Here is a 22,071-nt window from a genome sequence, read left to right as displayed (position 1 = left end):
AACGAGAGGCTTGCCTTCCCGGACACGGGCCGAAGCACCTACGAGCCTAGCCCCACGATGCCCTGGCGACCGTGCTCCCGCCCCTGTAGTGAGTGAGGAAGGCCCACGGGAGTTGCTCGCTGGAGCAGACCCGGGGGATGCCGCGTTCGGTGGCGTCGGCGAGGTGGTCGCGGGCGAGGTTGGCCAACTCTCGGGTCGTGAGGGCCGACCACAGCCCTTCCACCGGGTTGAGTTCGGGTGCATGGGCTGGCAGCCGCTCCAGCGTCGGCCAGTCCTGCTCGGCAGTCCAGGTCCGCATGCCCCGGCTCCAGTGGGCCGACAGTCCGTCCCATACCGACACCACCGGCTCACCGGCGTAGAAGGTTTTGGCCTGCTCCAGCACCTCGATCAGGGGAGTGGTGTCGTAGCTGCCCGGCCTGGGGTGGAAGCACAGCCGTGAGCCGCGTCCGCCGTCGGTGGCGTGGTAGCCCAGCGCGGCGGCCATCCCGGCTCGTTTCCAGTTCAGCCGGTGCCGCAGCGTGGGAGTACGCCCGCGGGGCGCGTAGGCGCGGCGCACCTGAGGCAAGCGACACGCCCGATTCGTCGAAGAGCACGATCCAGGCACGTTTCTTCACTGCCCCCCTTGCTGGTGCGCGGCCACTCGTGGGCGACCCGTCGCGCGGTCTCGGACTCGTCCCGTTCGACGGCCGGTCGCCGGGGCCGCTGCATACTCCACCCCAGCCGCCCGGTCAGCAGACGCCATACCGAGGCCCGCGCCGGCGTTACCCTGGTCACCCGCTCCACCACCACGCCGACCCGTTCCAGGTTTCCACAGGTCCGCCTCGAACCCGTGCGCCTGGGCGCCCGGCTCCAGGGCGGCCAGCACCACTTCAACCTGGGCGTCGTCCAGCTTGGGTGGCCGGCCGGTGGCGGGTCGGCGCCGCAGTGCTTGAGCCCCGGGCCGTGGAATTGGTCGAGGAGACGGTCCGGCACGACCCGGCCGGGAAGAACAACGGCAACAGCCGCAATGGCACCCGGGCGAAGGCCGTGCTGACCGATGTCGGCCCGGTGGAGGTGAAGGTGCCCCGCGAGATGGCGCTGTCGCTGTCCGCGAAGGGATTCACCCACGGGGAGATGTCGGCTCACCTCGCCGAGGTCTACGGGCGGAGGTGTCCAAGCAGACCATCTCCACCAGCACCGACAAGGTGATGGACGGCATGGCCGAATGGCAGCGCCGCCCCCTCTACCGCGTCCACCCGGTCCTGTTCGTCGACGCCATCAACGTCAAGATCAGGGACGGGCAGGTCGCGAACCGTCCGATCTACGTGGTGATGGCTGTGACCGTGGACGGCACCCGCGACTCCTCGGCATCTGGGCCGGTGACGGCGGCGAAGGCGCCAAGTACTGGCTGCACGTGTTCACCGAGCTGAAGAACCGCGGCCTGGACGACATGCTGATGCTGGTCTGCGACGGGCTCAAGGGCCGCTGCGGCACTCGTTCCGCTACTTGAGGGTCTTGGCGACCTTGTCCCAGTCCTGGCGGACGGCGAGTCCCGGGGGCGGACGTACCCGGCAATCGTGAAGCTGTGGTCGGACGCCTGGGCCGAGTTCGTTCCCTTCCTCTCCTTCGACGTCGAGATACGCAAGGTCATCCGCAGCTTGAACGCTGTCGAGAGCGTGAACGCCCGCCCCGGGACGGTGCAACACCCCGGCGCGGCATCACGGACGGTGGCGGGAGCGTGCGAGCGTGGAGCCGGGGGGAGCTTCCGGCGGAGCCGTGGTGGTGAGGACGTCCGTCGGGGATGCCGGAGTCGTCTGGGGCCGGCGTCGAACGGGAGCCTCGATCGAGTGCTCGCAGGCCCTGCCCGGCAGACAGCCTCTTGCTACGGTCGGGCGCCATGAGCTGGCTTCCCGATGACTTCGTCCACCCCGTCCTAATACCGCTGCCGGACGGTGGTCATCACCTGCGGCCGATCCGGGAGACGGACGCTCCACTCGACTATCCGGCTGTGATGGGTTCGCGCGAGCGACTGTGGGTTCTCTTCGGCCCGGCCTGGGGCTGGCCCGCGGCCACCATGACCTACGAGGCCGACCAGGCCGACCTGTTGCGGCACGAGAAGGAGATCGCCGCGCACCAGTCCTTCAACTACGCGCTGTTCGACGCGGCGGAGACAGCTCTGCTCGGCTGCGTCTACATCGACCCACCGGAGAGAGCCGGCGCGGACGGCGAGATCTCCTGGTGGGTGGTGGACGAACTGGTGGGCAGCGAGGTCGAGCAGGCCCTCGACGCGCTGGTGCCGCGGTGGATCGTCACCGACTGGCCGTTCGAGGAGCCGCGCTTCCTCGGCCGCGAGATCTCCTGGTCGGACTGGCTCGCCCTGCCGGAGCATCCCGACGCGTAAGTGGTTATTGCGCGTACCGGTCTTGACGTGGAGGCGACGGTCCTCGGCTGCATGAACGAGGTAGACGGTGCCGGTTTCGCCCGCAACCGTGGTCCGGGCGGAACGGATCGTGGTCCTGTGCGTCATGCGCAGTGCTGCCCGTGGGGCCCGAGACCCCGGTCGGCGCACCGGCGGCGGTACCGGGAAGCGGGTGGGCGACCCCGTGTCGGCGTACGGACTTTTCTCCCCGGCTGAAGGTGACCAGGGGACTACTCGATGCCGGTGGGTTCGACGACGTCATCCGACGACTTGATGCCGAGTGATCGGCCAGTAGCCATCTCGAAACGATCAGTTGAGCCGCCGGCTTCAGCGGCAGACGCCGGGGCGACCGCTCGTTGAGTCATCCGAGAGTCATTTGACTGATGTTGTTGTGGCAGTATCAGTGTCGGCGGCTTCGATGAGCGGTGCGCGTGGACTGATCGGGGAGCGTGAGCGGTGATCGGTCGGGACGAGGAACTGCGTGTTCTGCGCGAGCTGCTGGACCTCGCCGCCGGTGGACACGGCACCGCACTGCTCACTTACGGGACCGCCGGCGTCGGCAAGTCGACGCTGCTGCGTGCCGTCCACGAGGAAGCCACCCAGCGTGGCTTCCGAGTGCTGCGCACTTCCGGGGTGGAGACCGAGCAGTGGCTGCCGTTCGCGGCCTTGCAGCTCCTCCTGCAACCCGCGGCACGAGGCATCAAGGACCTGCCGGGCCCGCATCGGCAGGCTCTGAACGGCGCGTTCGGTGCCACGGAGGCCGACCCGCCGATCCACCGCGTCGGGCTCGCCGCACTGGAACTACTGGCCGACGCGGCCGACCGGCAGCCCCTCCTGCTGCTCGCCGATGATCTCCAGTGGGTCGATTCCTCCAGCCGGGACGTGCTCCGGTTCGTCGCCCGGCGCACCGGTGACCTGCCGATCCTGCTGGTCGCCGCCGCGCGGGCCGACTCCGCCGAGGAGTACGGCCTGGGTGTCCACCCGGACGTCCGGCTGGACCCGCTCGCCCCGGCAGCCGCCGCCGAACTGCTGGACACGCACGCGCCGGACCTGTCGGCGTCGCTGCGATCGCTCGTCCTGGACCGCGCCGTGGGCAATCCGCTGGCATTGGTGGAGTTGCCCAAAGCCGTGCGGCACAGTCCGGGACAGCTGGGCGACCTACCACTGACCCAACGGCTGGAAGCCGCGTTCGCGGCACGTGCCGACTCGGCGAGCGGCGAGTGCCGGGCGTTGCTGCTCGCGCTGGCCAGCGAACCGACGGCACCGCTGAACGTCCTGCTGGACATCGCCGGTTCCCTGTGCGGCACGCCGGTCTCCGTGCACGCGCTCCAGGAGGCGATCGACGCGGGCCTGGTGGTACTGACCGGCCGCGTTCCCGAATTCCGGCATCCGCTCATGCGCTCGGCGGTGTACACCCGCTCCCCGCTCGCCGACCGTCTCGCGGCGCACCGGGCTCTGGCGGCCGTATTGCACGACCGGCCGGACCGACAGCTCGTTCACGAGGCAGCGGCTGCCATCGGCCCCGACGACGCGCTCGCCGACCGGCTTGAATCCTTCGCGGACGCCGCGCTGGTCCGGGGCAAGACGGCGGCGGCGGTCCCGGTCCTGCGGCAGGCGGCCGACCTCGTCCGGGACGTGCGACGGCGCACCGGCATCCTGGTCCGGGCGGCGGAACTCGCCGACGAGACCAACGATCGCATCGCGACCCAACTGCTGCTGGGCCAGGCCGACCTGGACGTGCTCGGACCGGTGGAGCGGGCCCGGCTCATGGTGGTCTCCGACAGCGCCGCCTTCGAACCTGGCGCCCCTGAACGACGTATTCAGGACATGGTCGCGGCGGCGGCCGGCGCGTTCGACGCGGGCGCCGAGGACGTCGCCAGGGATCTGCTCTGGCGTGCCGCGGCCCGCTGTTTCTTCCAGGACGGCGACGCGCGCGTACGCGCCCGGGTCACCGCGGAACTCGACCGCTGGAACTCTCCACCCGACGCCCCGCACGTGCTCGCTGTGCGGGCGTACGCCCAGCCCTACCGGTACGGAGCGGAGGTGCTGGCGAGAATCGACACCCTCGAAGCGGCGCCCGAGGGGGGCCGGGACACGCACTACCTGGGCAGCGGGGCCATGGGCTTGGGTGAGGTCACCCGCGCCGTCCGCTATCTGGCACCGGCAGTGGCCACCTGGCGGGCACAAGGACGGCTCGGACTGCTCGCCCGCTCCCTGGCCGCCAGCTATTCGCGGTCCTATCTCGGACAGCTGGACCAGGCGCGCGAAGAGTCGACCGAGGGGCTCGCACTGGCCGAGGAGACGGGCGAGTGGCTCATGTGGCTCAGCCTCAAGGCGAACGTCGGCCTGGTGGCGGCCCTGCGCGGCGAGACCGGGTACGCGGCCCGGACGATGCGCGAGATGCGCGCCCACCGCCTCTTCCTCAGCATGCCGTTCGCCGCCGCGCGAGCCCAGCAGGTCGACGGCCTGCTCGCACTCTTCGACGGCCGTCCCAGCGAGGCCTACGACATCCTGGCAGCCGCCTTCGATCCGGGCGACCCCCATTACCACTCGGTGTGCCGCTGGCTGCTGGTACCCGACCTGGCGGACGCCGCCGTGGCCGCCGGCCGGGTCGCGTCGGCGCGAGAACTCCTCGCCGGCCTCCCGGAACTGGCCAGCGCTCTGCCCTCGGAGATGATGACGGTCGCCCGCGCCTACACCACCGCGGTGCTGGGCCCGGACGGCACCGCTGAGGAGGACTACGTCGCCGCGCTCGCCGCGCTGCCCGCCGACTGGACGCTGGCCAGGGCCAGACTGCACCTTCACCACGGTCGCCGGCTGCGCCGCCTGCGCCGCAACGTCGATGCCCGCAGACCGTTGCGTCTTGCCCGGGACGAGTTCCAGCGGACCGGGGCCCGGCCCTGGCTGGAACTGTCGGGCGAACAACTGCGCGCAGCCGGGGAGTCCGACGGACAGCGGCAGGTCAACACAGGCACCAGGCTGTCGGCACAGGAGATGCAGATAGCGGTCATGGCGGCACGGGGACTGAGCAACCGGGAGATCGGACAGCGCCTGTTCATCTCGCACCGCACCGTCGGAGCCCATCTGTACCGGATCTATCCGCGCTTGGGTATCACCAGTCGCGGCAAGCTGGCCGCCGCGCTCGCCACGCTGGACGAAGGACAGGCCGCGGCGCACGGTGCCGACTCCCCGGAGTGACGCCGCGAGGCCCCCGCTGACCGTCAAGTGACTGATGCTTTCGGCTCCCCCGCGCACGAGAGTGGGTTCCGGGCGGGCACACAGACCGCCTCGGCGGCCACCCCAGCCTGTCACTCTCCTGTCGATCTCGGCGCCGGCGGCACGAATCAGGACGGCCGGTGTTTCCGTGCTCGGAGAGCGACCCGGTTCACGACGGAGGTAGATGCGTGTTCACCCTGTCTCAGCAGACGGAGCGGTCCCGCCCCGAGCACGGGCCGGTTCTGGGCCGCCGCCGTGAGTGCGACCTGCTGGACGGCCTGCTCGACGCCGTGCGCGGCGGTGCCAGCCGGGTGCTGGTGCTCCGGGGCGAGCCGGGGGTGGGAAAAAGCAGGCTGCTGGAGTACGTGACGACCAGGGCCCAGGGGTTCCGGGTCGCCCGCGTCGCCGGTGTGCAGTCGGAGATGGAACTGCCTTACGCGGGCCTGTACCAGCTGTGCGCCGCCATGACGGACCGTCTCGACCGGCTTCCCGGGGTTCAGCGCGATGCCGTCAGCGGCGCTCTGGGGATGGGATCGGACCGGGCCCCCGACGGCTTCCTCGTAGCCCTCGGCGTCCTCGGGCTGCTGTCGGAGGCGGCCCGGGACCGTCCCTTGCTCTGCGTCGTGGACGACGCCCAGTGGCTGGACCGCGCGTCCATGCAGGCGTTGGCGTTCACGGCGCGGCGCCTTCAGACGGAGTCGGTGGCCGTCGTCTTCGCCGCCCGGACGTCGGACGAAGAGCCGCCGGGCGTCCCGGAACCGGTCGGTCTCCCGGAACTGCTGATCAAAGGCCTGCCCGAGCCTGAGGCCGACGCCTTGCTGCGGTCCGTGCTGCCGGGACCGTGGGACGAGCGCGTCCTGCGCCGCGTCCTCGCCGAGTCGCGGGGCAACCCACTCGCGCTGCTGGAGCTGTCGAGGAGGTCGACGCCGGCGGCACTGACCGGTGGCTTCGGACTTCCGAGCACGCGGCCCGTCGGAGAGCGCATCCGGAACACCTACGTCAACAGGATCGCCGGACTTCCGGCGGACACCCGTGAATTCCTGCTCGCCGCGGCGGTCGACCCCACGGGGGAACCCGCACTGCTCTGGCGTGCTGCGCGCGAGCTGCGGATCGACCCCGAGGTCGCCACGGACGCGGTTGCCGCCGGGCTCGTCCAAGTCGGGGACCGGGTCCGGTTCTTCCACCCCATGGTGCGCTCGGCCGTCTACTGGTCGGCCTCGCCCGAGGAACGGCGTGGCATGCACCGTACGCTGGCCGAGGTCACGGACCCGGCTGCCGACCCCGACCGCCGGGCCTGGCACGCGGCCCACGGCGCCACCGGTCCCGACGAATCCATCGCGGCGGAACTCGAACGCTCCGCCGGGCGGGCCCACACACGTGGCGGGTCCGCCGCGGCTGCCGCGCTGCTGGCCCGCGCGGTCGAACTCACCCCCGACCCCGTCCGCCGGCGGGACCGGGCGCTGGCCGCCGCACGCGCGACCCACGAGGCGGGTGAACCCGACCGCGCGCTGAAACTGCTCTCCCTGGCCGAGACGGACCTCGTGGACGAGCGCAGGCGCGGCGAGGTGGACCTGGTCCGGGCTCGGATCGCGTTCACCACGGACCGGGGCGCTGAGGCTCCCGGCCTCCTGCTCACGGCCGCCGAGCGGCTCGCCGACCATGATGTCGAGCTGGCCCGCGACACGTACCTGGAGGTGGTGAACGCGGCGATCTTCGCCGGACCCCAGGCGTACGACGACGGGCAGTACGAAGCGGCCAGGGCGGCCCGCGGGCTCCCGGCACCGCGGCCCCCGCGCCCGACGGACCTCCTGCTCGACGGCCTGGCGGTCCGTATCATCGACGGCCATGCCGCCGCCGTACCGGAACTGCGCCGGGCCCTCGGCGCCTTCCGGGAGCCCGACCTCTCGCCGACGGAGGGGCTGCGCTGGCTCTGGCTGATCTGCGTGACCGCCGTGGGGCTGTGGGACCACGACACGATGTCCGTACTGGCCGGCCGGCACCTGCGGCTGGCACGGGAGGCCGGGCAGGCCACCGCGCTGCCGTTCGCCCTGACCATGCGCTGTGTGGTGCACGTCCTCGACGGTGAGCTCGCCGAGGGCGCGGCACTGGCCCAGGAGGTGCAGACGTTCGCCGAGGCGGTGGGGACGGCCGCCCCCATCTACGGCGCGCTCTTCGTCGCCGCCTGGCGCGGCAGGGAGGCCGAGTGCCTGGACCTGAGCAGACGAGCCGACGAAGGGGTGGAGCACCGCGGGGAGGGCGTGGGGCCGGTGGTCAGCCGGTGGGCCCGGGCCCTGCTCTACAACGGCCTCGGGCGGTACCCGGAGGCGGCGGAGGCGGCCGACCTCGCGAGCCGGGAGTACGTCCAGTTGGAGATGGGCATCCCGGTGTGGTCCCTCGTCGAGTACATCGAGGCCAATGCCCGGGCCGGCACCGCCGCCCAGGCGGCCGACGCGCTGGACCGGCTGACCGAGCTGACCCGGGCGAGCGGCACGGACTGGGCCAGGGGCATCGAGGCCCGGTCCCGTGCCCTGCTGACCGAGGACGCGGGGGCGGAGGTCCACTATCTGGAGGCGATCGAGGCGCTCGGCCGCACCAGTATCCGCGGGGAGTCGGCTCGCGCCCACCTCGTGTACGGCGAATGGCTGCGTGACCGGGGCCGCCACGACGAGGCTGCGCGGGAACTGGGTCTCGCACAGAGCCGATTCGAAGCCATGGACATGCGTGGTTTCGCTCAGCGAGCGGTGGGCGGGAGCGTCCACCGGCCCGTGGAGGGCACCGGGGGCACCGCGAGCACCGAGGGCGACCTGACACCCAAGGAGGTGCACATCGTCCGGCTGGTGCGGGAAGGACTGACCAACTCCGAGATCGGCACACGGTTGTTCGTCAGTCCACGCACCGTCGAGTGGCACCTGCGGAAGATTTTCGGCAAGCTCGGTGTCACCTCACGACGGCAGCTGTGACGACGGGCCGGGGCGGCCGCCCGCCGTCGCACCGGTGGCGCGCAGCTCGTGCCAGGCCCGCTCCGCGAAGCCCTCGGCCCCCATCTGGCTGAACAGGGTGTGAGCAGTACTCAGCTGGTCGCGCGCGTCGACGCGACGGTCCGCACGGCGCAGCCATTCGCCGTAGAGGAGGTGCGAACGGGCGCGGGTGACCCTCACGTCGGTACGGCCGAGCCGCTCGATCGCCTCCCGGTACAGGGCTTCCGCGGCGGCGCCCTCGCTCACCTGCGCCCGCACCATGGCCGCGGTGCCCAGGGCCCAGTCGGTACCACTGGCCCGTGCCACCGTGTCGAGCCGCCGGGCGGTCTCGACGGCGCGGGACGGCCGTCCGCTGCGCACGGCCGCCTCGACCAGTTCGACCATCGACCGGACGGACGGCCCCGACTCCCGCGGCTCCTCCGTGCCCTGTTCCGCCGCGGCGTACGCCTCCTCGTGGCGGCCGAGTCCGTTGTAGAGCAGCGCCTTCGCCCAGTGGCCGGAGCCGAGCGTCTCGCCACGCCGGTCCTGGTGCCGGTCCACGTCCCGGGTGACGGCGTCGACCGCTCGGAGCGTCGCGGTCTCCCGGCCCCGCAGCGGCTCGGTCATCAGGGAGACGTGGTGGACGAGATGGCGGCTGCCCGTCGCCTCGCCGCTGGTCCTCATCTGAGCGATCAGCGTATCCGCGTGGTCGAGCTCACCGGCCAGCACACGGTTGGACACCAGATGCAGGAGAGCGGACGGCAGCACGGACAGCGCCCCCCGCGCACGAGCGAGGTCGACCAGCTTCGTCGAGAGCACCGTGTTGCTGTGGAAGTCCCAGACGTCGAAGGCCAGGCGCGCGGCGAGCGGGAGCCAGCCGAGGCTCTCCCCGGGGGAGACCTCCCGGTGGCGGAAGGCGGTCAGCGCCCGCAGCACCAGGGGCACGCCCGCCGCGTACCCGTCGACGGCCATCGTGGCCAGCCCCCGCAGGAGCAGGCCGTTGCACTTCGGCGGCGGTCCCGGGGGTGCGGCGAGTGCCGCCCTGGCGATGTTCCGCAGCTCCGCTCCGTCCGGCGGACGGCCGACGGTGACAGCGGCGTCGAGCGCGTCGCGGTAAGTCTCCTGTGCCAGCCCCGGGTCCAGCGACTCGAGCCGCTCGGCCGCCCCCAGGAGCAACGGCAACGCCTCGTCGGCGCCCCGGGAGGCGAACGTGACCTGACCACGCAGCAGTGCCGCCTCGGCGAGCTGACGTTCGTCCATGGGATTGACGGCGGCGGCGTCCAGCAGCGCGAGCGCGGTGTCGTATCCGCCGGCCTGGTACATGGCGCGAGCCGCCGCGAGGGTGCGGACGCCGCGCACGGCCGGGTCGGGGGTCAGCTCCGCGGCCCGCTCCAGGAAGGCGGCCGCGGCCGCTACGCCACCGCGTTCCTGGGCCCGTCCGGCCGAGCGGCCCAGCTCCGCCGCCACCGATTCGTCGGTACCGGCGGTGGCGGCGGCCAGGTGCCAGGCCCGCCGGTCGGGATCGGTGCCGGCAACCGTCGCGTCGGCCAGCGCCTGGTGCGCGTGCCGGCGGTCCTCGGCGGTGGCCACCCGGTAGGCCGCCGAGCGCAGCAGCGGGTGCCGGAACCGCACCCGGGACCCGATGGTGATCAGGTCCGCCGCCTCGGCCGCCGATGCGGCGGCGGCCTCGACACCCAGCAGCTCAGCGGCTCTGGCCAGCAGAGTCACGTCGCCCACCGGTTCGGCCGCGGCGATGAGCAGGAGCCGGCGAGTCTGCGGCGGCAGCGCCTCGACGAGGTCCAGGAAACCCTGCTCGGTCCGGCCGGCCAGGGGGCGTGCGTCGGGGCGTCCGAACCCGCCCGCCAGCTGGGCCGGGGTCAACCCGCGGGGCAGTTCCAGCAGGGCGCGCGGGTTTCCCCGTGACTCGGCGACGACGCGGTCACGGACCAGCCCGTCCAGGCGGCCCGGGACCACGGAGTCCAGCAGGGCGCGCGCGTCGCCGTCGCCCAGTGGTTCCACGACGAGGTGGGGCAGTTGCGCCAGTCCGGGCACGATGGAGGGCTCCCGTACGGCGAACATCAGCCCGATTCGCTCGGTCCGCAGGCGCCGCGCCACGAAGGCGAGCGTCTGCGAGGACATCTCGTCCAGCCACTGGGCGTCGTCGACGAAGCAGAACAGGGGCTCCTTCGCGGCCACGTCGGCGAGCAGGCCCAGCACCGCGAGACCGGTCAGGAAGCGGTCCGGCGGTGCCCCGGAACCCAAGCCGAACGCCGTGCCGAGCGCGTCGCGTTGTGGTGCGGGCAGGAAACCGATCCGCCCCAGGAACGGGGCGCACAACTGGTGCAGCCCGCCGAAGGCCAGCTCCCGCTCCGACTCGACGCCCGTCGCCGTGACGGTCCGGCAGCCGTCCGCACCGCTTCGCCCGTGGTTCAGCAACGCGGTCTTCCCGACACCCGCCTCGCCGCGCAGAACCAGGACGGAGCTGCGGCCGGCGCGCACCGCCGCCAGGAGTTCGTCCAGCGTCGCGCACTCGGCGTGCCGTCCGCGCAGCCGTGTTCGGGGTTCCTCGCTCGCCCCGGTGCCGCGTCGCGGAACAACGTACATGTGACTTTTCCTCTTCTTGCCTTCTCGGTCGTGGCATCACAGCGGGGCGGCCGACCGTTTCCCCTTGAGTGTGCTCTTCGGGGCGCCGGTGCGAGGAGTGAACAGTGTTTCCAGTGACGTGATGTCGCCGGTCCGGGCCGCGGTGACGAACGCCGTGAGCAGACGCCGGTGTTCCCCGGCGTCGACGGTCTCCCGCTGCTCCGACAGAAGGTGCCTGCGCGCCCTGCTCACGATCTTCCGTACGTTGACCACACTGAGGTGCAGCATCTCGGCGATGTCCGCGTACGCGTAGTCGAAGGCCTCCCGCAGGACGTACGCGGCCCGCTCCGTAGGAGGCAGCCGCTCCAGGACGAGGAGCAGGGCGAGTTCCAGGGCCTCGGCCCGCTGGGCGCCGGCCTCGGGGTCCTGACTGGTGTCGATGGGCTCGGGCAGCCAGGGGCCGATGTAGGTCTCGCGGCGGACCCGGGCGGACTGGGCCACGTTGATGGCGAGGCGAGTGGTGGCGCTCGACAGGAACGCCGCGGGGCTCACCACCGCCGACCGGTCGGTCCGCTGCCATCGCAGCCAGACCTCCTGGACGACGTCCTCGGCTTCGGCCTGGCTGCCCAGCATGCGGTACGCGATACCGAAAAGGCGTGGCCGCAGCTCCACGAAGACGGAGACGGCCTCCTCCAGGGTGCCGTCCCCCGGGGACGGGTCGGGGTTCATGAGCCTGTTGTCTCCGATCTTGCGGGTGGGTGCCTGCGAGGCGCGCGGCCATGGGGGGACGTCGGGCGCGCAGGCGAGGACTCGGCTCCGTTCACTCGCGGCATCCGTCGGTGTGATGGCCTCCAGGTTCGCCCTCCGGGCCCCTCCACGGCGCCCCTGGGGACGCCTGGTCCACCCCCTGGCCCCCGGGGCACGCACCCCCTGGTGTGTTCGCTGAGTGACGAAATGGTCGCTGTACGTTGCCATTTGAGGGGTGTCCACCCCGGGGACCCGCGAACGCGTTGACTGGTCGGGCCGCAGGCGGTGGGGCATGATGGGGGCGACCCGAGCCGATCAGGGTCTGGCCCTCTGACCTGCGCGGTGGTGGTGGATGTCGAGCAACGCTCCTCAACGTGTGCTGCTGGGCAGAAGCCATGAGTGCGGGGTGCTGGACCACGTGGTCACCGAGGCCCGGGGGAGCCGGAGCCAGGTACTGGTCCTGCGTGGTGAGCCCGGGGTCGGCAAGTCGGCCCTGGTGGACTACGTGACACAGAACGCGCCGGGCTTCCAGGTGCTTCGGGCCGTCGGTGTCGAGTCCGAGATGGAGCTGGCCTTCGCCGGGCTGCACCAGTTGTGCATGCCGATGCTGGGCCACATCGACCGGCTCCCCGGTCCCCAACACGACGCCCTGGCCACCGCGCTCGGTCTGCGCGGCGGCAGCGCGCCGAACCGGTTCCTGGTGGGGCTGGCTGTACTCAGTCTGCTGGCCGAGGCGGCCGAGGAGCGGCCGCTGCTGTGCGTGGTGGACGACGCGCAGTGGCTCGACCGGGTCTCCGCGCAGATCCTGGCTTTCGTCGCCCGCCGACTCCTCGCGGAGCGCGTGGCGTTGATCTTCGCGGCACGGTACCCGGCCTCCGGGGCCGTCGACGACCCGTGGGCCGCGCTGCCGGAGGTCGAGGTCGGCGGGTTGCGCGACGACGACGCGCGGGAGCTGTTGCAGTCGGTGGTCCCCGGGGGGCTGGACGAACGCGTCCGGGAGCGCATCGTCGCCGAGACCCGGGGCAATCCCCTGGCTCTGCTGGAACTGACGCGTGGTCTGACCACGGCCGACCTGGCCGGCGGATTCGGGCGTCCGGACGCACGGCCGCTGACGAGCCAGATCGAGCACAGCTTCGTACGGCGTATCGAGTCACTGCCGTACGGGGCGCAGCGCCTGCTCCTGGCGGCGGCCGCCGAACCGGTGGGGGACGTGCCCCTGCTGCGACGGGCCGCGGAGCGGCTGGAGATCGACGCGGACGCCGAGGGGGCGGCAGAGGAGGCGGGGCTGATCGAGTTCGGCACAAGGGTGCGCTTCCGCCATCCGCTGGTGCGTTCGGCGGCCTATCGCGCGGCCCCGCCCGCGGAGCGCCGGACCGTGCACCGCGCGCTCGCCGAGGCGACGGCTCCCGAGTTCGACTCGGACCGCCGTGCCTGGCACAGTGCCCACGCGGCGGTCGAGCCCGACGAGGCCGTGGCCGCGGACCTGGAGCGCTCGGCCGGCCGAGCGCAGGCCCGCGGCGGTGTGGCGGCGGCGGCCGCGTTCCTCCGGCGCGCGAGCGAGCTGACGCCCGATGCGGGCAGACGTGGCCTGCGGGCGGCGGCCGCGGCACGGGCTTCGTTCGAGGCCGGGGCCCCCGAGGTGGCCCTCGAACTCCTCACCGCGGCGCAGACACTGCCGTTGGACAAGGCCCAGCAGGCCCGGCTGGCCCGGCTGCGTGCCCAGATTGCCTTCGCGCGCCGGCGCGGCGGCGAGGCGCTGCCGCTGCTGCTCGACGCTGCCGCTCGCCTGGAGAACATCGCCGAGGGCCAAGCGCGGGAGACATACCTGGAAGCACTCGGATCGGCGGTCTTCGCCGGTCGCCTCGGTGGACCCGTCGGAGTACGTCAGGTGGCCGAGGCCGCCGTTGCCGCACCGGCCGGGCCGCTGCCGCCCCGGCCGGCGGACCTGCTGCTAGACGGCCTGGCGACCTGGTTCGCCGAGAGCCACGTGGACGGTTCCTCGCTGCTGCGGTCGGCGCTGTTGGCGTTCCGGCGGGCCGCCGGGCACGATGACGACGACATCGTGCGCTGGCTGTGGTTGACGTGGCTGGTGGCCGGCGAGCTGTGGGACGACGAGACGTGGCACGCGCTGACCACGCGGGCCGTCCGCTCGGCCCGCGAGACCGGTGCGCTCAACTTCCTTCCGCTGGCCCTCTCCTACCGTGCGGCCGTGCATGTGCACGCGGGGGAGTTCGACCAGGCCACCGAGCTGATCAATGAGTCCGGCAACCTCACCGAGGTGACCGGCAACTCACCCCTCGGGTACGCCCCGCTGCTGCTCACCGCCTGGCGCGGTGACGGCGTCCGGGCGGCGGAGCTGATCCGGGCCGGTGTCCGGGACGCGTCCACCTGGGGTGAGGGCCGGGCGATCGGCCTGGGCCACTACCTCCTCGCCGTACTCCACAACGGTCTCGGCCAGTACGAGGACGCTCTCGGCAGTGCCGAATTGGGTTGCCAGTACGACGACTTGTCGGTCGTCGGGTTCACCCTCATGGAACTCGTCGAGGCCGGAGTCCGCGGCGGAGCCCCGGGAACGGCCGCGGCGGCCCTGGTCCGGCTGGAGGAGCGGGCCGCCGCGAGCGGCACGGAGTGGGCCCTTGGCGTCCTGGCCAGGTCCCGGGCCCTGCTCAGCGGCGGCCGGGCCGCCGACCGGCTGTACCGGGAGGCCCTCGGACACCTCGGACGTAGCCGGGTGGCCGTTCATCTCGCCCGCACCCATCTGGTGTACGGGGAGTGGCTCAGCCGCGAGGACCGGCGCGCCGACGCGCGCGAACAGTTGCGTACGGCCTTCGACATGCTTCACAGTTTCGGCGCCCGGGCCTTCGCGGAGCGCGCGCGTCGTGAACTCCTCGCTCTCGGCGAGTCCATGCGGGGCCAAGAGACCGACGCGCACGAGGGCCTCACCGCGCAGGAAGCCCACATCGCCCGGCTGGCCGCCGAAGGCAAGACGAACTCGGAGATCGGCTCCGAACTGTTCATCAGCCCACGCACAGTCGAATGGCATCTGCGCAAGGTGTTCACCAAGCTGGGGGTCACTTCACGCACCAGACTCGGCGAAGCGTTGGGTGGCAGCTGACAGTCCCGACCGCCGCTGAGACTTCACAACGGTGTGGGTGAACGGTCTCGTGGACCCCATGTGACCCACTGGACTCTCAGCCGCCGAATTGTCACCCCGGACGGTCAGGGCTTCGCGCGGTAGAGGCCGCGACCGGTCCGTTCGATGCGGGAAGCGCCGACGAGCCGGTCGAGGGTGCTGCGGACGGCGTTGATGCTGCCGCTGTCCGTGTCGCGTCCGAGCGCCGCCGCGACATCACGGGCGCGCACGTCGTCGCCACCGACCCGGGCGAAGTAGTCCATGATCTGTTCGGTGAGCCGGCCGTAGCTCCCCGGTTTCCCTGCCCCTGGCCGAACAGCCGGTTCCTTCGCCGGCTGCCGCTTCCCCGGCCGCCGCCGCGTCGTGGACGTCTTCTTCCGGGCGCCCGCGCCTGCGGTGGGCGCCGCCTCATCGGTGCCGGCGGCTTCGTCCGCACCGGTCACCGCGTCGGCGGCAGCCGCATCCGTCATCAGATCCGTGAGAGCGCTCAAGGCGCGCTGTACGGAGCCGAGGTGGGCGACGACGGCCGCCAGCTCCCTCTCCAGAGCGTCCTTCTGGATCTCCAGGCGGGCCAGGTCCTCCTGGAGGCTCTCAGCGGTGGTTTCGATGTGGTGCGCCGCGCGAGTCGCCGGGGGCATGTCTTCCTCTCAGGCTCGGACATCCTGCGAGGAAGCATACTCGTCACCACGACGACTGCCACTGTCTTGGCGCTCCACACGGTCTGCCGCCGGCAGGGGAAGTGGCATCCGCAGCAGACACAGCTTCTCCGAGGCTTCCCGCATGCGTGCGTCGAGGGTGTCGATGGCGTCCCGGAGCAACTGCGCACGCGCCTCCAGCAAGGCGGCCTCCGCGGCCAGGAAGACACCGGCGGAGGCGGCGCTGTCGACGGGCTCGTGGCGATCGTGGGTCATCAGACGTCCTTCTTCGGCCGGGGTCGTGATCGGAGCCCGGGGGCCGGCACCCGAGCGCACTACCGCACTGACCGGATAGCCGCGAGAGTTGTGACAGCGCGCCGGCTTCAGGCCCGCAAGGCTCTCCCAGTGCTCGACGCGCAGGTGCCGGCCGAGCCGCAGGTGCCAGGCGTTGGCGACGGGGGCCCGAGCGGTCCGGGCAGCCGCAGCGGTCTCCGGACCGGTCCAGCCACCGCCGCCGACGGCGATCCGGGCACCCGGGGTGAAGGCGGCCTCCAGCCGCTCACCGTCGCCCACGCGCCGCAGGCGCACCCGTCGTCGAGCATCACCTCCCTGGCGTGCGGGCCGACGGAGGTCGCACTCGTCGTGCTCCGCCCTGGTCGGTCACACCGGGCGAACCGTGTGACGCCGGCACCCGCCAGACCGTCAGCCGGCTCTCGTCGTGGCACCGGCGCCGGCCGCCCGGCCATGCCGCAGTGTCATCTCGAGGACAGCCGCGTCGGTGGGCCGGGGCGACGGGACGAACCCGTGGTGTTCCAGGTCCCGGACGAGTGCGGAACGCGATGCGGGCCACATCCAGAAGGTCTCGGTGTGTTCCCGCAGCACACTGCCCCGTGCCCGGACCCGGTAGTCGACACGGGCGCGGATACGGTCCCCGACGGCCGACATCACCATGCGCCCGCCGTACTCGTGCCGGCCGATCCGCCGCTCGGGAAAGACCCGTACGACGTCCAGGGCGGGAAGTCGGGCGGGCGGCAGATGGAGGAGGAGTGAGCCACCGGGGGAGAGGGCCGCGCCGATCGACGGCCAGAGCGTGCGCCGGGCGGCCGGCGGGAGACAGGCGACCGTATTGTGGCAGACGGCGACGTCCGCCACCTGGTGCAGGGCTGCCTCGTCCAGCGGGCGCGGATACACCGTCACCCGATCCCACGAGGCCGGCAATGCGGCGAGACGGGTCGTCAACGCGGTGCGCATGGCACGCGAGGGCTCGACCGCGTGCACGTCGGCCCCGGATTCCGCCAGGCTCATCAGCGTCACCCGTCCCGTCCCGGCCCCGATGTCCAGCACACCCTGCCGGGCTTTCGCGACCGCGGGACCGTAGAGGCGTCGGACGAGCGCCTCGTCCTCGTCGGCCTGGAGGATGTCGTAGAACTCCGCGGTGGTGGCGTAGGGATCAGGCCGGGGCCGGATGGTCGGTGCGATCACGGTGACGAGGTGCATGCCCGGCAAGACAGAGCGGCGGCCGGTCCTGTGACATCGGGCGCCCGGCGCGCCGGGACGTGCGACTGATCCGACGTCAGCTGAGGCGTTTCGCCGCGGGACACGAGCTTGAAACTGTCGTTCCCGACTGACCGGGACGGGAGGAAAGGGCGTGTCACACCCGGGCCGTATGGCCGGTCCTAGAAACGAGACACAGGCCAGAAAGGGCATCCGACATGAACCGAACCACCCTCACCCGCCTCACCCGCCGATCCCGTGCCGCGCTCACCGTCCTGACCGGTGCCGGTGCCGCGGCGGCGCTGCTGGCCGCCACCGTCGTCCCGGCCGCCGCCGACAGGGGCGGGCCCGGGCAGCGTCCCAAGCCCACCGTCGTGCTGGTCCACGGTGCGTTCGCCGACTCCACGAGCTGGAACGGTGTGATCGAGCGGTTGCGGCAGGACGGCTATCCGGTGGTCGCCGTCGCCAACCCGCTGCGCTCCCTCAGCGGTGACAGCGCCTACCTGAAGGACGTGCTGGCCGGCATCGACGGGCCCGTCGTCCTGGCGGGCCACTCCTACGGCGGCTCCGTCATCAGCAACGCCGCGACCGGCGACGCCGACGTCAAGGCGCTGGTCTACCTCGCCGCCTTCCTCCCCGAGCAGGGCGAGAGCGCGGTCGGCCTGTCGGGCAGGTTCCCCGGCTCCACCCTCGGCGAGGCGCTGCGGCCCGTGCCGGTCACGAACCCCGACGGCTCGCGCGGCACCGACCTGTACATACGAAACGACACGTTCCGCCACCAGTTCGCCGCGGACGTGCCCCGTGACCAGACCGACCTGATGGCGGTCACCCAGCGACCGGTCACCGAGGCGGCCCTGTCCGAGGGCGCGGCCGAACCGGCCTGGAAGACCATCCCCTCCTGGGTCCTGATCGCGACCCGCGACCTCAACATCCCGCCCGCCGCCCAGGAGTTCATGGCCGCGCGGGCGGGTGCCCACACCAGCGAGGTCCGCTCCTCGCACGCCGTGAGCGTCTCGCACCCCGGGAAGGTCACCGACGTCATCGAGGACGCCGCGCGTTCCGCGCGCTGACTCCCGCGCGCGGCGCGTACGAGACCGGGGCGGCCGTCAGGACCGCCCCGGTCTCATGCGTGCGCGCACGCACAGCGCCCCGCACCACTACCGCCCGCCCGACGAAGGCCCGCGTCCCACCCTCTGCCGCGGCCTGGTGGACGACGTGACCGTTCCGCACCTCGGCTGGAACCCTCACCACGAACCTGAGCCACATGGCCCCGGGCACCGGAACGCGGCCGGTCCCGGCTCCCCTCACGGAACCGGGACCGGCACACGGGGCGGACGTCCCCACCGCCCCGCTCACGCCGGTGCGACCTGTCGGCCGCACCGGCGGGCTTGTTCAGTCCTCCAGGTCGAGGCCGTATCGCCTGCGGGCCCGCACGACAGCCTCCGGCGAGACCTGCCCGGCGAGGGCCAGCCGGTCCAGGGCGGTCACCGCGATCGACTCGGCGTCCACTCCGAAGTAGCGGCGTACGGCCTCACGGGTGTCGGAGAGGCCGAAACCGTCGGTGCCCAGGGAGTAGTAGTCCTGCTCGACCCACTGGCTGATCTGGTCGGGTACCTGTCGCATCCAGTCGCTGACCGCCAGCACCGGCCCCGGAGCACCGGCCAGCGCCTGACTGACGTACGGGGTGCGGTCCTCCCCGCGGGTGCGGGCGTCGTCGGCGCGCATCGCGTCCCGGCGCAGTTCCGTCCAGGAGGTCACCGACCAGACGTCGGCGTGCACGCCGTGCTCGGCGGCGAGGAGTTCCTGGGCGCGCAGGGCCCAGTGGACGGCCGTACCGGAGGCCAGCAACTGGAGCCGGGGAGCGGTCGAGGAGGAGTCCGCGGTCCGGTACCGGTAGATGCCCCGCACGATGCCCTCCTCGATGCCGGGCAGCGCCGGCATGGGAGGCTGCCGGGTGGGCTCGTTGTAGACGGTGAGGTAGTAGAAGACGTTCTCGGGGTCCTCGCCGTACATCCGGCGCATGCCGTCCCGGACGATCACGGCGATCTCGTAGGCGAACGCCGGGTCGTAGCTGATCGTCGCCGGGTTGGTGGCGGCCAGCAGGTGGGAGTGGCCGTCGCCGTGCTGGAGCCCTTCACCGGTCATGGTGGTGCGCCCGGCGGTGCCGCCGACGACGAAGCCGCGGCCCATCTGGTCGCCCAGTGCCCAGAACTGGTCGCCGGTGCGCTGGAACCCGAACATGGCGTAGAAGATGTAGAAGGGGATCATCGCTTCGCCGTGGGTGGCGTACGAGGTGGCCGCGGCGGTGAACTCGGCGACGGAACCGGCCTCGGTGATGCCCTCGATGAGGAGCTGTCCGGTGGCGCTCTCCTTGTAGTGGAGGAGTTGGCCGGCGTCGACGGGGTCGTAGTTCTGGCCCTGCGGCGAGTAGATGCCGACCGTGGGGAACAACGATTCCATGCCGAAGGTGCGGGCCTCGTCGGGGACGATCGGCACCCAGCGGCGCCCCGTCTCCTCCTCCCGCATCAGATCCTTGACCAGACGGACGAGTGCCATCGTGGTGGCGACCTCCTGGCGGCCGAAGCCCTTCTCCAACGCCGCGAAGGGCTTGGCGGACGGCTCCGGCAGCGGCTTCGCGGTCACCTCGCGGGCCGGTGCGGGACCGCCCAGCGCGGCCCGGCGTGCGCGCAGGTAGCGCACCTCGGGGGAGTCCTCGCCCGGATGCCAGTACGGGACCTGGTCGCCGGCGAGCGCGCTGTCGGGGATGGGCAGCTCCAGCAGATCGCGCATCTCACGGAACTGGGCCATCGTGAGCTTCTTCATCTGGTGGTTGGCGTTGCGGGACTCGAACGCCGAGCCGAGGGTGTGGCCCTTTACCGTCTGGGCGAGGACGACCGTCGGCGTGCCCCGGTGCTCGACGGCGGCCCGGTAGGCGGCGTGGACCTTCAACGGTTCGTGCCCGCCCCGGGAGGCGGCGAACAGGCTGACCACCTGGGCGTCGCTCAGAGCGGCGGAGAGGGTGGAGAGTGCCTCGCCGGTGAAGAAGTGCTCGCGGACGTAGCCGGCGTCCCGCGCGGCGAGGGTCTGCAGTTGCGCGTCGGGTACGGCGTTCAGGCGCCGGACCAGGTCGCCGGTGGTGTCCCGCGCCAGCAGGGGATCCCAGGCCTCGCCCCACAGAGTCTTGACCACGTTCCAGCCGGCCCCTCGGAAGCGGGCCTCCAGCTCCTGGACGATCTTCGAGTTCGACCGCACGGGCCCGTCCAGGCGCTGGAGGTTGCAGTTGACGACGAAGGTGAGGTTGTCCAGGCCCTCGCGGGAGGCGAGGGTGAGGGCGGTCATCGACTCCGGCTCGTCCGTCTCACCGTCGCCGAGGAATGCCCACACCCGTGAGGCGGAGGTGTCCTTGATGCCGCGGGCGTGCAGATAGCGGTTGAAACGGGCCTGGTAGATGGCGCCGAGCGGGCCGAGCCCCATGGACACGGTGGGGAACTCCCACAGCCACGGCAGCCGCCGGGGGTGGGGGTAGGACGGCAGGCCGTGACCGCCCGCCTCCCGCCGGAAACCGTCGAGCTGCGCCAGGCTCAGGCGTCCTTCGAGAAACACCCGGGCATAGATGCCGGGAGAGGCGTGTCCCTGGAGGAACAGCTGGTCGCCCGAGCCGTCGCCGTGCTTGCCCCGGAAGAAGTGCTGGAAGCCGATCTCGTAGAGCCAGGCCGCCGAGGCGTACGTCGAGATGTGCCCGCCCAGCCCCGAGGGGGCGCCGCGGGTGACCATCGCCGCGGCGTTCCACCGGTTGAGCGCCGTGATCCGGGACTCCATCTCCAGATCACCGTCGAACTGTGGCTGCGCCACGGCCGGGACGGTGTTGATGTAGTCCGAGGACAGCAGTCCGGGCAGCGGCGTCCCGGACTCCGCGGCGAACTCGTGCACCCGTCGCACCAGGTAGGCCGCCCGCTGCGGACCGGCGTTCCGCACGACGGCGTCCAGGGAGGCACGCCACTCGGCGGTCTCCTCACGGTCACGGTCGGGCAACTGGTCGAGCTCGCTCATGAGGGCCTTCCTGGCGCGGTGTCGGGAGGAGGGGCGCGGCCGTGGACCGCCGCCCGGACGGGGTCAGCGCTGCTTGAGCCACTGGGCGAACGTGTGGTGTCCCAGACGAGCGTCCGGCCCGGGAAACAGCGACTGTTCCTGAACGGGTGCGCCGAAGAACGGGACCCCGGGGTCGGCGACGACCGGGTCGGTCCGGCCGTCGGCGGCCAGCAGTTCGGTGACGAAGTCGTCGAGCCGGCGCTCCTCGGGCCCGGCCGCCTCCAGCACACCGAACAGCGGTACACCGACGGCGACATGAGCGACGGCGGCGGCGACATCGTCCAGCGACACCGGCCGCACCGCCAGGGGCGCGACGAACACCCCGCTCGGCCGGGTGCCGTCCTCGACGGCGGTGGCCACGGACTCGAAGAACGGGGTGGCGCGTACCAGGGAGTACGGGACGACCGACCGGGTCGCCAGGCCCTCCTGGTCCGCCTTGGCCCGGAAGTACCCGGACCCCACCCGGTCGGCGCCCACGACCGACAGCGCCACATAGTGTTCCACCCCCGCTGCCGCGGCGGCCTCGAGCAGGTTGCCAGTCGCGGCGGCGAAGAACTTCCGGCTCACCTCCGCCTCCCGGGAGGGCGCGTCGGTGACATCCACGACCACCGCGGCACCGCGCAACGCTTCGTCGATGCCCTGCCCGGTGCCGAGGTCGACACCGTCCGCGCGGGACACGGGAACCACCTCCGCCCCGTGGTCCCGGAGCCCGGCCACGGTCCTGGAACCGATCCGTCCCGTGGCACCTGCGACGACGACTCTCATGTTGATCTCTTTCGTCCGGGGGCCGGGACCCCGCTGGGTGTTGCCGACGATGGC

The 22,071-nt window shown here is 72.2% G+C and carries 13 protein-coding genes and 2 pseudogenes; 6 read left to right on the top strand and 9 right to left on the bottom strand.

The features are described from left to right. Window positions 1-46 precede the first annotated feature (46 nt). Window positions 47-556 carry a transposase gene (locus AB0G32_RS28300; RefSeq protein WP_361169182.1) on the bottom strand — a complete coding sequence of 170 codons (510 nt, stop codon included), beginning with the start codon at window positions 554-556 and terminating at the stop codon, window positions 47-49. Beyond that, window positions 502-972, bottom strand: a complete 471-nt coding sequence (locus AB0G32_RS28295; RefSeq protein ID WP_361169179.1) for a winged helix-turn-helix domain-containing protein — start codon at window positions 970-972, stop codon at window positions 502-504. The genes AB0G32_RS28300 and AB0G32_RS28295 overlap by 55 nt, the downstream gene beginning before the upstream one ends. Here AB0G32_RS28295 and AB0G32_RS28290 point away from each other — a divergent pair. From AB0G32_RS28290 to AB0G32_RS28275, 4 genes and pseudogenes are all read left to right on the top strand, one after another. Next, window positions 967-1,667: pseudogene (locus AB0G32_RS28290) on the top strand (transposase); the annotation flags it as partial. The gene AB0G32_RS28295 and the pseudogene AB0G32_RS28290 overlap by 6 nt on opposite strands. Window positions 1,668-1,876: 209 nt before the next feature. Continuing rightward, entirely contained in the window at window positions 1,877-2,380 is a 504-nt protein-coding gene (locus tag AB0G32_RS28285) for an N-acetyltransferase (RefSeq protein ID WP_361169176.1), read from the top strand. Between the two features lie 474 nt (window positions 2,381-2,854). Continuing rightward, a complete protein-coding gene (locus AB0G32_RS28280) occupies window positions 2,855-5,596 on the top strand; it encodes an AAA family ATPase (protein WP_361169173.1) in 2,742 nt (913 codons plus the stop codon). A gap of 206 nt (window positions 5,597-5,802) precedes the next feature. After that, window positions 5,803-8,574, top strand: a complete 2,772-nt coding sequence (locus AB0G32_RS28275) for an AAA family ATPase (RefSeq protein ID WP_361169171.1) — start codon at window positions 5,803-5,805, stop codon at window positions 8,572-8,574. On the opposite strand, the gene AB0G32_RS28270 is transcribed toward AB0G32_RS28275, so the two are convergent. Together AB0G32_RS28270 and AB0G32_RS28265 are read right to left on the bottom strand one after the other, a co-directional pair. Beyond that, on the bottom strand, window positions 8,557-11,175 hold the full coding sequence (locus AB0G32_RS28270; RefSeq protein ID WP_361169168.1) for an AAA family ATPase: 2,619 nt from the start codon (window positions 11,173-11,175) through the stop codon (window positions 8,557-8,559). The genes AB0G32_RS28275 and AB0G32_RS28270 overlap by 18 nt on opposite strands. Before the next feature lie 93 nt (window positions 11,176-11,268). Beyond that, window positions 11,269-11,883, bottom strand: a pseudogene (locus AB0G32_RS28265) (sigma-70 family RNA polymerase sigma factor); the annotation flags it as partial. A gap of 394 nt (window positions 11,884-12,277) precedes the next feature. Between AB0G32_RS28265 and AB0G32_RS28260 the strand changes: the two are divergent. Beyond that, window positions 12,278-15,016 carry an AAA family ATPase gene (locus tag AB0G32_RS28260; RefSeq protein WP_361169165.1) on the top strand — a complete coding sequence of 913 codons (2,739 nt, stop codon included), beginning with the start codon at window positions 12,278-12,280 and terminating at the stop codon, window positions 15,014-15,016. 104 nt (window positions 15,017-15,120) lie between these two features. Here AB0G32_RS28260 and AB0G32_RS28255 read toward each other — a convergent pair whose 3' ends face one another. From AB0G32_RS28255 to AB0G32_RS28245, 3 genes are all read right to left on the bottom strand, one after another. Beyond that, on the bottom strand, window positions 15,121-15,672 hold the full coding sequence (locus AB0G32_RS28255; protein ID WP_361169162.1) for a hypothetical protein: 552 nt from the start codon (window positions 15,670-15,672) through the stop codon (window positions 15,121-15,123). A 9-nt stretch (window positions 15,673-15,681) separates the two neighbouring features. Then, window positions 15,682-16,242, bottom strand: a complete 561-nt coding sequence (locus AB0G32_RS28250; protein ID WP_361169159.1) for a hypothetical protein — start codon at window positions 16,240-16,242, stop codon at window positions 15,682-15,684. Between the two features lie 129 nt (window positions 16,243-16,371). Beyond that, window positions 16,372-17,166, bottom strand: a complete 795-nt coding sequence (locus AB0G32_RS28245; RefSeq protein WP_361169156.1) for a class I SAM-dependent methyltransferase — start codon at window positions 17,164-17,166, stop codon at window positions 16,372-16,374. Window positions 17,167-17,381: 215 nt separating this feature from the next. Between AB0G32_RS28245 and AB0G32_RS28240 the strand changes: the two genes are divergently transcribed. Continuing rightward, a complete protein-coding gene (locus AB0G32_RS28240) occupies window positions 17,382-18,233 on the top strand; it encodes an alpha/beta hydrolase (protein WP_361169153.1) in 852 nt (283 codons plus the stop codon). A gap of 322 nt (window positions 18,234-18,555) precedes the next feature. On the opposite strand, the gene aceE is transcribed toward AB0G32_RS28240, so the two are convergent. Both aceE and AB0G32_RS28230 read right to left on the bottom strand, forming a co-directional pair. Further along, complete coding sequence (gene aceE, locus AB0G32_RS28235; protein ID WP_361169150.1) at window positions 18,556-21,213, bottom strand: pyruvate dehydrogenase (acetyl-transferring), homodimeric type; 2,658 nt, start codon at window positions 21,211-21,213, stop codon at window positions 18,556-18,558. Between the two features lie 63 nt (window positions 21,214-21,276). Then, window positions 21,277-22,017 (bottom strand): NAD(P)H-binding protein, encoded by a 741-nt coding sequence (locus AB0G32_RS28230; protein ID WP_361169251.1) that lies wholly within the window; start codon window positions 22,015-22,017, stop codon window positions 21,277-21,279. Between the last annotated feature and the right edge of the window lie 54 nt (window positions 22,018-22,071).

The organism is Streptomyces sp. NPDC023723 (assembly GCF_040639815.1).
GTDB lineage: Bacteria > Actinomycetota > Actinomycetes > Streptomycetales > Streptomycetaceae > Streptomyces.
Note: the sequence above shows the minus strand (reverse complement) of the source record. Positions and strands in the feature narration are given on the sequence as shown.

Excerpts from the sequence above, each read along its gene's own strand:
- AB0G32_RS28285 (WP_361169176.1), top strand. The coding sequence starts at position 1,877 with ATGAGCTGGCTTCCCGATGACTTCGTCCACCCCGTCCTAATACCGCTG.
- AB0G32_RS28270 (WP_361169168.1), bottom strand. The coding sequence starts at position 11,175 with ATGTACGTTGTTCCGCGACGCGGCACCGGGGCGAGCGAGGAACCCCGA.
- AB0G32_RS28255 (WP_361169162.1), bottom strand. The coding sequence starts at position 15,672 with ATGCCCCCGGCGACTCGCGCGGCGCACCACATCGAAACCACCGCTGAG.
- AB0G32_RS28245 (WP_361169156.1), bottom strand. The coding sequence starts at position 17,166 with ATGCACCTCGTCACCGTGATCGCACCGACCATCCGGCCCCGGCCTGAT.
- AB0G32_RS28240 (WP_361169153.1), top strand. The coding sequence starts at position 17,382 with ATGAACCGAACCACCCTCACCCGCCTCACCCGCCGATCCCGTGCCGCG.
- aceE (WP_361169150.1), bottom strand. The coding sequence starts at position 21,213 with ATGAGCGAGCTCGACCAGTTGCCCGACCGTGACCGTGAGGAGACCGCC.
- AB0G32_RS28230 (WP_361169251.1), bottom strand. The coding sequence starts at position 22,017 with ATGAGAGTCGTCGTCGCAGGTGCCACGGGACGGATCGGTTCCAGGACC.